Annotated in this window: 8 protein-coding genes; 3 read left to right on the top strand and 5 right to left on the bottom strand. The window is 74.7% G+C overall.

Going from position 1 to position 12585, the window contains the following annotated elements; genetic code table 11:
- The first annotated feature begins 41 nt into the window (after positions 1-41).
- From EDD28_RS00520 to EDD28_RS00530, 3 genes are read left to right on the top strand one after another with little or no spacing between them, the layout of a single operon-like run.
- Positions 42-896 (top strand): hypothetical protein, encoded by an 855-nt coding sequence (locus EDD28_RS00520; RefSeq protein WP_123737851.1) that lies wholly within the window; start codon positions 42-44, stop codon positions 894-896.
- Complete coding sequence (locus EDD28_RS00525) at positions 893-1612, top strand: IMPACT family protein (protein ID WP_123737852.1); 720 nt, start codon at positions 893-895, stop codon at positions 1610-1612. Before EDD28_RS00520 ends, EDD28_RS00525 begins: the two co-directional genes overlap by 4 nt.
- The gene (locus EDD28_RS00530) at positions 1602-2363 is read left to right on the top strand and encodes a FadR/GntR family transcriptional regulator (RefSeq protein ID WP_123737853.1); all 762 of its coding nucleotides are present in this window, start codon (positions 1602-1604) and stop codon (positions 2361-2363) included. Before EDD28_RS00525 ends, EDD28_RS00530 begins: the two co-directional genes overlap by 11 nt.
- Here the strand turns inward: EDD28_RS00530 and EDD28_RS00535 are convergent.
- The 5 genes from EDD28_RS00535 to EDD28_RS00555 all read right to left on the bottom strand — a co-directional run bounded on the left by EDD28_RS00535 (position 2360) and on the right by EDD28_RS00555 (position 12575).
- Entirely contained in the window at positions 2360-3592 is a 1233-nt protein-coding gene (locus EDD28_RS00535; protein ID WP_148059499.1) for an enterochelin esterase domain-containing protein, read from the bottom strand. The two genes, EDD28_RS00530 and EDD28_RS00535, sit on opposite strands and share 4 nt — an antisense overlap.
- Positions 3593-3645: 53 nt before the next feature.
- Positions 3646-4254 (bottom strand): hypothetical protein, encoded by a 609-nt coding sequence (locus EDD28_RS00540; RefSeq protein WP_123737855.1) that lies wholly within the window; start codon positions 4252-4254, stop codon positions 3646-3648.
- Complete coding sequence (locus EDD28_RS00545; RefSeq protein ID WP_123737856.1) at positions 4251-10718, bottom strand: putative Ig domain-containing protein; 6468 nt, start codon at positions 10716-10718, stop codon at positions 4251-4253. Before EDD28_RS00545 ends, EDD28_RS00540 begins: the two co-directional genes overlap by 4 nt.
- Before the next feature lie 148 nt (positions 10719-10866).
- The gene (locus tag EDD28_RS00550; protein ID WP_170169303.1) at positions 10867-11724 is read right to left on the bottom strand and encodes a lytic transglycosylase domain-containing protein; all 858 of its coding nucleotides are present in this window, start codon (positions 11722-11724) and stop codon (positions 10867-10869) included.
- Entirely contained in the window at positions 11703-12575 is an 873-nt protein-coding gene (locus EDD28_RS00555) for an ABC transporter ATP-binding protein (protein ID WP_123739840.1), read from the bottom strand. The genes EDD28_RS00550 and EDD28_RS00555 overlap by 22 nt, the downstream gene beginning before the upstream one ends.
- Positions 12576-12585 lie beyond the last annotated feature (10 nt).

Genomic DNA, 12585 nt, shown 5'->3' on the forward strand with positions numbered 1-12585 from the left:
CCGTCTCGACACGGTGGCCGAATCGCGAGACGCTTGCTCCCATGTCTCCGTCCGAGCCGCGCGCGTCCACTGCCAACGGCGCGTCGACCGAGGAGGCCGCTAGCGACCTGTACCGGCACAGCCCGGCCACGTTCGCGCGGCACCGCGAGGCCGTCGCCGCGCAGCTCCAGGCCTCCGGCGACGAGCTGGGGGCGGCGCGGATCCGTCGCCTGCCCGTCCCGACGACGGCGGCGTGGTGGATCAACCAGCTCGCGCTGCGCTGGCCGGACGAGCTGACGGCCCTGCTCGACCTCGGTGCGCGGCTGCGCGCCGCGTCCGAGGAGCGCAACCTGGCCCGGCTCACGGAGCTGGACCGCACGCGACGCGTCCGGACGGACGCGCTGCTCTCGCTCCTGTGGCACCACGGCGCCGAGGAGGAGCCCGACGACGACACCCCGACCGTCGACTCGACCCACCGCATCCACCCGACGCCCGAGGACCTCGCGCTCGTCCTGGAGACGGTGACGGCTGCCGTCCTCGACGACGAGGTGGCCGAGCTGGTCCGGGCCGGCTGCCTGGCCCGGACCGTCGAGGCACCCGACCTCGACCTGCTGCGCGGCACGGCCGGCGACGGCGAGGAGTCCGTCCCCGTCACCGTGCCACGGCGGCGCGAGGCCGGTCAGGACGTCCTGGCGGTCGCGACGGCCGCCGTCGTCGACGCCGAGAACCGGCTCGCGGCCGCGACGGACACGGTCGCCTCGCTCACCGGCATGCTCGACGGCCTCGAGCAGGAGCTCGCCGAGCTGACGCGCGACCGGGACAGCACCCGCGCGCGGCTCGAGACCTGGCGGCGCACGGCGGTCGCGGCCGAGCGCGAGCTGCGGGTGGCAAGGGCGCGGCTCGGCCGCCTCACGTGAGCCGCCCCGACGGCTTCGTCGCCCTCGCGCGCCCGCACGAGGGCGAGCTCGAGGTGAAGCGGTCCCGGTTCCTCACGTTCCTCACGCCGGTGACGACCGAGGACGAGGCGCGCGCCGCCATCGCCGCCGCGCGGGCCGCGCACCCGATGGCACGGCACCACTGCACGGCGTTCGTCCTCGCGTCGCGGGGGCCCGGTCACCCGGCCGTCGCCCGGTCGAACGACGACGGCGAGCCGTCCGGGACGGCCGGCGCCCCGATGCTCGAGGCGCTGCAGTCCTTCGGTGCGACCGGAGGCGACGGCCAGCACGGCGTCGGTGACGCGCTCGCCGTCGTCGTCCGCTACTTCGGCGGCGTCCTGCTCGGCGCCGGCGGTCTCACCCGGGCCTACCGCGCGGCCGTCGCCGACACGCTCGCGACCGCGCCCCTGGTCCGGCGCAGCGAGCTGGAGCTGCTCGGCGTCACGCTCGACTACCCGCGGGCCAACACGCTCGACGCCGAGGCCGCGCGCCGCGGGTGGAGCGTCGAGCACACCTACGGCGCCGCGGTCGACGTCCTGCTCGGCGTCCCGCCGGCGGAGCTGGCCGAGGCGACCGCGCGGGTCGCCGCGCTCACCGCCGGCGAGGCCGAGCCGGTGCGCCTCGGGACGCGGTGGGTCGATAGACTCCCCGGACCCCCGTCCCCCAGCTCCGAGGAGGAGATGCGGCGTGGCCGATGACCGCAGCGGTTCGACCATGGCGCGCAGCACCCTCGCGTTCCTGCGCACCAAGATCGTCTCCGGCGAGTGGCCCATCAACAGCCGCATCCCGAAGGAGCCGGAGCTCATGGAGCTGATCGGCGTCGGGAAGTCGACCGTGCGCGAGGCGGTGCGCTCGCTGGCGAACCTCGGGATGCTGGAGACGATCCGGGGGGTCGGGACGTTCGTGCGCTCGACGTCGCCGATCAGCCTCGTCCTGACCGAGTACATGCTCGACTACGGGCTCGAGGAGGTGCTCGTCTTCCGCCGCGCCCTGGAGATCGAGGCGGCTCAGCTCGCGGCGCTGAACCGGTCGGAGGCGCACCTGGCCGCCCTGCGCGCCTCGCTGGACTCCGACCTGCGGGCCGACCCGGACGTGCCGGACGAGATCGAGCGCGGCACCACGCCGGGCCAGTTCCACCACCTCGTGTTCGATGCGGCCGAGAGCCCGCTGCTCGGCGCGCTGTACTCCGGGGTCATGGCGGCCGTCCGCCGCGCGATGAACGAGCGACAGATCGTGTTCGCCACCGGGCAGGACCTGCGTCGTCGGGACCACGCCGCGCTGCTCGGCGCGATCGAGGCGCAGGACGTCACGCGTGCCGCCCACGCCATGGCGCTGCACGTCGAGCGCGACCTCGTGCCCGACGACGGGGACGCCGAGTCGCTCACGCTGAGCCTGCGCGCCCGGCTCCTCGAGGAGCACGCGGCCGAGCAGGCGGACCTGCTGAGCTAGTCACGCGCAGACGCAGCCGCTCGGTCGGACCCGCGACCCTCCGGTCGCTCCCCCGCCGGGAGCAGGTGACGCAGGCCGTCCGCGACGCCCCCGCGCCAGCACGCGTAGTCGTGCCCGCCGTTGTACTCGACGTACCGCACGTCGGCTCCCGCCGCCGCGAGCGCACGGGCCAGGCGCTCGTTCGGCTCGCGCAGCAGCCACTCCTGCGTGCCGACCTCGACGTAGCAGCGCAACCGAGCCGGAGCCGTCGCGGCAGCGAGGCCCGCGAGCTCGGCGAGGTCGGCTCGCCACAGCGACGCCGACTGGCTGAGCACCCCGCCGATCGCGTCCGGGCGGCGCAGCGCGGCCTCCAGCGCGGCCAGGCCGCCCAGGCTCTGGCCGACGACGACCACCTCCGCGGCGGACTCGCCGGAGCTCCACCGGTCGCGGACCCACGGGAGCAGGCGGTCGGCCAGCCAGTCCGCGAGACCGGCCGCGTCGAGGTCGCGACGTCGCTCCCGGCCACCGGAGTCGAGCATGACGAGGAGCGGGGGCCGCACCACCGCGTCGTCGACGAGGTTGTCGACCGTGGTGGCGAGGTCGTGGGCGCCCGTCCACACGTCGCCGTCGAGCGCGACGACGATAGGGAGCCGTCCCTCGGGCGCCGCTGGTTCGTGCACCCACACGCGACGGCCGTCCGGGCCGTCGAGACGGGTCGTCACGCCGCGGGCGACGCCGTCGCGACGGGCGAGCCACGGCTGCGCCGGAGCCCGCGGCAGCGACACGACCGAGCGTTCGCGTCCCGCAGCGTCGCGGACGCTCTCGCGTCCCCGCGGGTCGACGCGCGCGTCGCCGAGCGCGCGCCGGAACCCCACCCGGTCCCCCGCGACCCACGTCCGTCGCTCCCCGCTGGGACGCGGGAGGAAGGCGTAGGAGGCGCGCCAGTCCGGGGCCATCCGGTAGGTGAGGTGCCAGACGTCCGTGCCCGGGACGCGACGCATGAGGCTGTCGTCGGGCCGGTGCGGGTCGGTGAGCCGGTTGACGAACAGCAGCACCTCGTCCGCGCCCGCGTCGCGCCACAGGAAGGTGACGAGCGGGTCCGCGGCTCCCCCGTCCCCGTCCGCCGATGGCGTCTCGATCAGCGGGGCGGCGGGGTGCGCGCGCCAGAAGTCATCGACGCGGGCGTCGCGCCGCTCGCGGGGCAGGTCGCGCACCTCGCGCTCGAACCGCTCGATCGCGGGGCTCGGCACGACGGGAGCCGGCGTCGCCCGCGGCGACGCGGGGGGCAGCCGCGCGCCCGGCGTCACGCGGCCGGGCCCTCGTCGCCGGGCTCGGCGGCCGACTCGTCCGACGCGATCGGCCCGTCCTCGTCCGCCTCCTCGGCCGCGGGCGCCGGACGGGACGGACGACGCCGAAGCAGGACGAGGACGACGACGGCGAGCAGCACCGCCCCGGCGACGGCCGCGACGGCCGGCCAGGGCGTCGCGCGGCGCGGCGTGGTCTCGGCGGCCGGGGGCGCGTGGGAGTCGTCAGCCGCGAGCTCGGCACTCGCCCAGCCGATGAGCTCGCCGTCGGCGCCAAGGACGGCGATCGTGACGTCCCCCGCCGGCATGAGGGCCAGGTCGATCCGGGCCGCGCCGTCCACGACGTCGACCCAGCCGACGCTCACCGGCTCGGCGTCACCGGCGTAGACGACGGGGCGGACCCGCTCGGCGTCCACGGTGATCGTGGCGAGCGAGCCGTCCAGCTCCACCGTGACGTCGCCGGCCAGCTCGGCCGTGAGCCCCGCCCGCGCCGGGGGCGACGGGCTGGGCCCGGCGGCCGACGCCGGCGGGACGATCACCAGCAGGCCGGCCAGGAGCACCGCCACGAGGGCGGAGCTCCCGGCCGCGCGCGTGAGGACCCGCGTCACGAGTCCACGTGCGTCGAGCGGCGGCGCAGGGCCAGGCTCAGCCCGCCGATCAGCAGCAGCGCGACCGCCGCGGCCGGCACGGCCGGGGACAGCCCGAGACCCGTGCCCGGCATCGGCGTCCCGCTCGGCGACGCGGAGGCCGTCGGCGACGTCGTGCCGCTGGGCGTCACGCCCGTCGGGCCGGCCGACGACGGGTCGGTCGGGGACGGCTCGGTCGGGGACGGCTCGCTGGGCGTCGGGGACGGCTCGTCCGAGGCGAGGACGACGATCCCCCAGCCGAGCAGCTCGCCGTCGACGTCGAGCACCGCCAGCCGGTGCTCACCCGGGCCGAGCGGGGTCAGGTCGACCGCGAAGCCGGCCTCGGCGTCCGCCTGGTGCCAGCCGAGCGGCGTCGGGGTCGAGTAGCCGTAGACGAAGAACCACTCGCCCGCCTCGGCCCCCGGCACCGTGACGAGCGCCGTCGTCCCGTCCTGGACGATGACCACCCCGCCCTGGAGGTCCGCCGGCAGGTCGTCGCCGTCCTCGACGGGCGGCTCGGGCGTGCCGTCGGGCTCCGGGTTCTCGACGGGAGCCGCGCTCACCGTGAGCGTCGCGGCGTCCGTCGTCGCCGTGCCGGCGGTGTTCGTGAACACCGCGCGGTACCGCGTGCCGTCCTGCGCGAGCGTCGCCGCGGGCACCGTGAGCGTCGCGCCGGTGGCGCCGGCCACGGGGGTCCAGGCGGTGCCGTCGGTCGACGACTCCCACTGCACGGCCGGCTCGGGGGTGCCGGAGGCGGACGCAGTGAACGCCGCGTCCTCCCCCTCCTCGACGGCCACGTCCGATGGGTGCCCCGACACGGTCGGCGCGACGCCGGGCTGCTGCGGTGCCGTGATGGTGACGGGCTCGCTCGAGATCACGGGCGTGGTGTACCCGTTCGGCCCGACGGGCGTCACGTCGACCCACGCCTGCTGCCCGACCTGGTCGACCGACGGCGTGAACGTCCTGCTCAGGCTGCCGGCCTCCTCGCCGTCGACGTACCAGCGGTAGAGCGCCCGGGTGACCTCGGGGTCCCACGTGCCCGTGAGGTCGACAGTGAGCTGCTCGCCGGCGACCCCCGTCCCGGTGACCGCCACGGAGCCGGTCCGGCTGCGGAGCACCGGCTCGACCGGCACCCACGCCGCGATCTCCGACTCGCGCATGACACCGGTCATGAACACCATCGAGACGGGGCTCGCGTCGTTGAACGTGAGGGCGGACCAGGACGTACGCACCCGATGGTTCTCGTCCACCTGGAACCAGTCGCCGAGGAAGCGGTTCGAGACCATCGTCTCGCCCGGCTCGAAGGGGCTGTCCGACTCGAGGAAGAGGATCGGGTAGACCCAGGTGCCGACCGGCACGTCCGGCAGGGTGACGATCTGGTCGACGCCCTCCTGCACGACGCTCGCGCCGCCCGTGTTCCCCTCGACCAGCTCCCAGTCACCGGGCGGGTTCGGGACGCCGACCGGCTTCGGGTTCGTCGGGACCTCGCCCCCCTCGTCGGTCACCGTGAAGGCGGCCGACTGGAGCGTGCGCGACTGGTCGCCCGGCTTGAGGCTGCCGGTGAGGAACCGCAGCGTGTACTGGCCCGGCGTCGCGGCCGGGACGGAGCCGTAGCTGTCGTCCGAGTCGGCCTCGGTACCGTTCGGGAGCGGCAGGTCGATCGCGAAGTCGCCGTGCTCGTCGGCCTCGACGATCCACCAGATGGTGCGGTTGGCGTGCGTCGAGCCGTCGAGCCGCGAGTAGGCGCCGTCGTTGATCTTGATCGCGATCGTCGAGCCCTCCTCGCCGTTCGGGTGCACGAAGCCCTCGCCCGTGACGCGGATCGTGCCGCCGAGCTCCGCGGTCTCGCCGACGGTGACCGCGGCCTGCGTCGGCGCCTCGACGACGACCGTGCGGGTCACCGTCGTGCTTCCGTCGCCGAAGGTCACCTCGAACGGCCCGGGGGGCACGTTCGCCGGGATCTGCACCCGGGTGAAGACCGGCTCGCGCTCGGTGTCGCCGTTCGCGTCGAGCTGCCAGGCGAGCTCGGAGGCGCTGACCTGACCGAGGCCGCTCAGGACCACGGTCTCGCCGCCGACCTCGGCGGTCGCGGTGAGCCTGCCGTCCGGCGCGAAGCCAACGGCGTGGAACGTCCACGTGCCGCCCCGCTGGACGAGCATGTCCTCCTCGCCGCCGGCGTGGTCGCCGGGGTTGAAGACGCGCGTCGTCGCCGCGACGACCGTCACCGGCTCGCTGGTGGCGACCACGTCGCCGGAGGCGGTGTCCCGGACCCGGACGATGTAGGGGCCCGTGGCCGCGTCGCGCGGCACCGTCACCTTCCGGTACGTCTGCCCGTCGGGGTTCGCGGTGTTGCCGTCGTCGCCGATCGTGAAGGGCCGCGAGACCACGGCGGCGCCGGCCGCGTCCGCCAGCTCGACCGACACGGCCGTGCCGGGCACGAAGCCGCTCAGGTCGAACCACACGTCGCCGTACTGCTCGACCTCGGTGGCGGTCACCGCCACCGCCGGGTCCGCGACCGCGAGGTCGTGGGTCACCGTGCGCGGCCCGACGACGACCGAGGTCCCGCCGGCACCCTCGACCACCACGCGGAACTGCGTACCCGACGGGAAGTCGATACCGTCACGCTGCGGCCTGAGCACGAGCGCCGCCTGGGTCTGCGCTCCCGTCGCCTCACACGGGGCCCCCGGGGAGACGACGTTCGGGTTGGTCACGAACTGGGCGCGGTAGCGCTCACTCGACGTGGCCCCGATCGGGACCGGCGACCACTCGGTCTCGCCGGGCTTCAGCCACTGCCAGGTCGCCGACTCGGCCGCCGAGAGGCAGGCGTAGATGCGGTACGAGGCATCACCGCTCTCCACGGCGTCGACGTCACGCAGCAGCGTGGACCCGCCCCTGTCCAGGATGCTGCCGTGCTTGTGGACCACCGGGGCTGCCCCCGAACCCTCGGTCACGGTGAGCGTCGCCGGGTCGGTCGTGACCGTGCCCGCGCTGTTGGTGAACACCGCGCGGAGCTGCGTGCCGTCCTGACCGACCCCGACACCCGAGAGCGTCAGCGTCGTCTCGGTCGCGCCCGCGACCGGTGCCCACGTGGCGCCGTCGACCGACGACTCCCACTGCACGCTCGGCGCAGGCTCGCCCGCGGCCGCGGCGGTGAAGGTCGCGTCCTGGCCGGCCTCGACCGACACGTCGCTCGGCTGAGCGGTCACCACCGGTGCGACCGGCGCCGGACCGTCCTCACCGACGATCGTGAACTCGGCGGCCAGGGAGCGCACCCGGTCATCGGCCACGAGCGAGCCGGTCAGGATGCGGATGCTCTGGATCTGGCCGACCTGCCAGGCCGTCTCCTCGGTGAGCGTCGAGTTCTCCGGCGTCGGGAACGGGATCGTGAGGGTCCAGTTGCCCTCGTCGTCGGAGTGGAACACACCGTGGGCGCGAGCATCGGCGTAGCTCGAGCCGGGGATCTGGTTCTCGATCGTGCGGTTCGCCACGTTCACCGGGCCGGTGCCACCAGAGGGCTGGTTGATGAAGACCGGCCCGCCCGAGCCACCCGAACCGTCGGACAGGAAGAAGTCCTTGCCCGAGATGGTGATCGGCTCACCGATCACAACGGTGCGCGGCGTGATGAGCGTGCCGCCAGCCGGGGCCGTGGTCTCGACCAGGTCGGACGGCGCGGTGACGGTGAAGTCGGCCGACCTCACCGTGCGGCTCGTGTCGCCCGCGAGCAGGCTGCCCGTCAGGAGGCGCAGCGAGTGCGTGCCCGTCGTGAAGGCGGGGGTCGAGCCGTTGCCACCCTCGGTCGTACCGTCGGGCAGCTGCAGGTCGATGGCGAAGGTGCCGTCGACGTCCGCGTCGACGACGGCCCAGATGGTGCGGTTCGCGTGCACCGAGGCGTCGAGGTGGGAGTAGGCGCCCTCGTCGATCTTGATGCCGATGCGCGAGCCCTGCTCGGTGCTCGACGGGTGGAAGAAGCCCTCGCCCGTGACGTGGATCGTGCCACCGAGCTCGGCGGTCTGCTCCACCGTCACGCTCGCGACCGGGCGCACCGTGAGGGTCGCCGCGTCGGACGTCGCCGAGCCCGCACCGTTCGTGAAGACGGCCCGGTACCGCGTGCCCGACTGGGCCGTCGTCGTGCTCGACAGCGACAGCGTCGCGGAGGTCGCCCCCGCGACCGGCGCCCAGGTGGTGCCGTCGGTCGAGGACTCCCACCGCACGGTCGGCTCGGGGTCACCCGTGGCTGCCGCGGTGAACGAGACGCTCTCGCCCGCGACGACCGTCCGCGCGGTCGGCTGCGTCGTCACCACGGGGGCGACGGCGACCGGACCGGTGGGCTCGTCGACGATCGTGAACCGGACGGAGATGCCGCCCTGGTAGTCCCCGCCGGCCGGCGTGAACAGGCTGCCGGTGAGGAAGCGAACGGTGTGCTGGGTGCCGACCTTCCAGTTCTCCGCGAAGAACTCGGCGGTCTGCGTCGTGTTCGTCTCGTCGGGCCACGGGATGACGACCCGGAAGTAGCCGGGCTCCCACTCGGGGTAGTGCACGAGCTGGGCCGTGCCGTCCTGCGCGACGATGGTCTGCCCGCCCGCGTTCTCGCCGGCGCCGCCGGCCTGGACGACGTTGTGGCCGCGCTTGTCGGAGTAGGTCCCGCCGGTCTGCGGGTTGTAGACCGTGCGGGTCGTGCTCAGCGTGCGGGGGTCGCCGGAGAACTCGGCGTCGACCAGCGCGTTCGACACCGAGCCGGTCACGCCGTCGACGGCGAGGTAGTCGAAGCCCTCGATGACGATGTCCTCGCCCTGCACGACCGCGTTCGGCGCGCTGACGCTGAACTCCTTGGGCGTCGTGCCGGCCGGGCCGTACGTCGTGCCGGTGACGGTGACCGAGGCGGTCGTGTCGAGCTGCTCGTAGAAGCGCAGCTGCGCCGGCTGGCTGTAGGCCGACCCCGAGACGTTCGTGAGCACCGCGCGGTAGAACGTGCCGTCCTGGGTCGCCGCGTCCGTGCCCGCGACCGTGAGGGTGTCCCCCTCCGCACCGGCGACCGCGGTCCAGGTGCTCGCGTCGGGCTCGCCGTTGGCGAGCGCCGTGCTGGTCGACTGCCAGGTCACGGTCAGGTCGACCGTGCTGCTGCCCGCGGCGGTGAACGTGGCCGTCCCGCCCTCGGCGATGGTCTGACCCGTCGGGTGCTGCGTCACGGTCGGCACCGCGACGATGCTGAGCCTCGCCGGTGCGGTGGTGACCGTCGCGCCGTCCGCGTCGGTGAAGACCGCGCGGTACCAGCGGTTGGTCGTGTTGGTGTTCGAGCCGGCGGTGAACCGGAGCGTCCCGGCGGCAAAGCTGCCGTCGAGCGTGTTCGCCGCGGTGAGGTTGACGTAGCTCGCCGGAGCCGTGCTCGCGCTCGCGGAGGTGCTGCGCTGCCACTGCACCGTCACGGGCTGCGCACCGCCGCTGGCCGCGGCCGTGAAGCTCGCCTCGGCGCCGTTCGCCACGGCCACCGGCTGCGGCTGCGTCGCGACCGCGAGCGGGCTCGCCGCCTCGACGACCGTGATCGTGTACTCGCGCGTCGCGGCCGGGTCGACGCCGTTGGCCGCCCGGACCGTGAACGTGGACGAGCCGGCCGCGCTCGGCGTGCCGGAGATGACGCCGGTGGTGGCGTCGAGCTCCAGCCCGGCGGGCAACGCACCCGAGGTGATGGCGAAGGCGTCCGGTGTCGGGTCGCCCGTCGCGGGGACGGTGAACGCCTCGTACGCGACGCCGACCGTGCCGTCCGCCGGCGCCGGGGTGTCGGCGATCGTGGGCGCGGTGCCCGCCGGCTCGTCGGTGACGACGGTGAACGTCAGGTTGATCGTCCGCGAGACGTCGGGCCTGGTGTTCGGGTCGATCCCGACCAGGTCGCCGCCGAACAGCGTGCCGGTGAGGAGCTGAAGGCTGAAGGTGTCGCCGGGCTCGAGCTCGACGGGGGTCGTCGCGCCGTTCGCGGCGCTCGGCCACGGCAGCTCGACAGCCCACGAGCCCGGGGTGGCGCCGTCGTACCACTCGGCGCTGCCCGCGGCCTGGATGATCTCCCAGACGTCGGGGCTGGAGTAGCCGGCATCCCCCGTGTAGGGGTTGACGGGCTTCGGGTTGCGCACGATCGTGCCGTCCGGCCCGAAGAACTTGACGCCGATGATCGAGCCCTCGTCACCCTGGCCGAGGAAGTCGTTGGGGTCGTTGTCGCCGCTGTAGCCCTCCTTCGCCAACCAGTTCGTTCCCGACAGCGCGATCGGCTCACCCGCGACGACCTCGTTGTCGTAGGTGATCGTCGCGCCGGTCGCGTGGGTGTACGTCTGCTCGGCGGCCAGCGCGGGCGCGCCGGAGGCGACGACGCCGACCCCGAGGGCGAGCGCGGCCGCGGCGAGCAGGCTGATCCGTCGCTTCCACGGGGGCGCGACGGTCGGTGAGGGTGATCCGGACATGGTGCTTCTCTCTCGACAGGTCGTGGTGCGGACGCGCACGGGGACACGAACCCGCGACGTGCGACATCTGCTGTAGGTAACCTTAGGCTTACCTTCTTCAGATCGGAAGTGGGGAACGGTGGCGTCTTGACGGCCGAGACGGGACGCCTCAGCCGATCCCCGAGGCCGTCGCCCGGTAGGACGACGTGGCCTCGGCGACCCGCGCGTTGTACGCGTCGCTGTCGTTGTACGCGGCCACCGCGGCGATCCAGCCCTCGCCCCGCGTCAGGTCGCCGCCGGCCGCGCACAGGTAGCGCGCCGCGGCGAGCACGGCGTCGTCGAGCTGGTGCGGGTCGGTCTCGCCGTCCCCGTCGCCGTCCGCCGCGTAGCGCTCCCACGTGCCCGGGATGAACTGCATCGGCCCGACCGCCCGGTCCCAGGTCGCGTCGCCGTCGAGCGCTCCCCCGTCGGTGTCCCGGATGAGCGCCGTCGACGTGCCGTCGAGCGCGATGCCGATCACCTCGGGCACCGGGCGCCCGTCGGCGCCGAGCACGCGACCGTCGATCTCGCCGTGGTGCGACTCGACCCAGCCGATCCCGGCCAGCGTCGCCCAGTCGACGCCGCAGCCCGGGAGCTCGGCGCGCAGCCGCAGCTCGGCGCCGGCGTACGACGCGACCGCGCGCTCCGGGATGCCCGTGGCCGCAGCGACCGCGGCGACCCACGTCGCGTCCACCGCGTCCGCGAGACCGGGCGCGCGGGTCTCGGGGACCTCGCGGGGCTCGGGCGTCCGGGCCGTCTCCACGGGGTCGGCGCCCCCGATCGGGTCCCGCGTCGACGCCTCGCTCGGCGTCGCCGCCGGCGCCGCGCTCGACCCGTCGCTCCCCGAGGCCCCGCCGACCGCAGCCCCCGGCCGGAACCACCCGGCGGCGGACCCGGCGACCAGCACCGCGCCGACGAGGGCGAGCGCCCCGACCGTCACCGGTCCGGCGCGGCGACGACGCCCCGTCACGGACGCCCGGCGACCCACGCGGCGTCCTGGTCCAGCGGCAGCACGAGCGGCCGGCCCGTCACCGGGTCCGGCACGACCCGGCAGGGCAGGTCGTAGACGCGCTCGATGAGGTCGGCCGTGACGATCTCCTCCGGCCGACCCTCGGCGACGATCCGACCCTCGCGCATGACGATGAGGTGCGTCGCGTACCGGAAGGCGAGGTGCAGCTCGTGCAGGACGAGCACGACGGTGCGACCGGACCGGTGCAGCCGCCGGGTGAGCGAGAGCACCTCGACCTGGTGCGCGATGTCGAGGTAGGTCGTCGGCTCGTCGAGCAGGAGCAGCTGGGTCTCCTGGGCGAGCGCCATCGCGATCCACACCCGCTGGCGCTGACCGCCGGAGAGCTCGTCGACGTTGCGGTCGGCGAGGTCGGCGACGTTCGCGGCCAGGAGCGCCTCGACGACGGCCTGCTCGTCGCGGGCCGACCACTGCCGCAGCAGGTTCTGGTGCGGGTAGCGGCCGCGCGCCACGAGGTCGGACACGGTGATCCCGTCGGGCGCGGTCGGGCCCTGCGGCAGCAGCCCGAGCCGGCGGGCGACCGCCTTGGGCGCCAGCGTCCCGATCGGCTGCCCGTCGAGCAGCACCTGCCCCTGGCGGGCCGCGAGCATCCGCGCCAGCGCCTTGAGCAGCGTCGACTTGCCGCACGCGTTCGGGCCGACGATGACCGTCAGCTCGCCCTCGGGCACGGCGACGTCGACGTCGTGCAGGATGTCGTCGGACTGGCCGTACCCGACCCGCAGCCGCTCGGCACGCAGGCGGCTCGCCGCCCCGTGCCACGCCGTCCCGGCCGCCGTCGGCGTCCCGGGAGGCACCGACGTCGTGGGGCCCATCCGCGCATCG

This window comes from Salana multivorans, assembly GCF_003751805.1.
GTDB classification, from domain to species: Bacteria; Actinomycetota; Actinomycetes; order Actinomycetales; family Beutenbergiaceae; genus Salana; species Salana multivorans.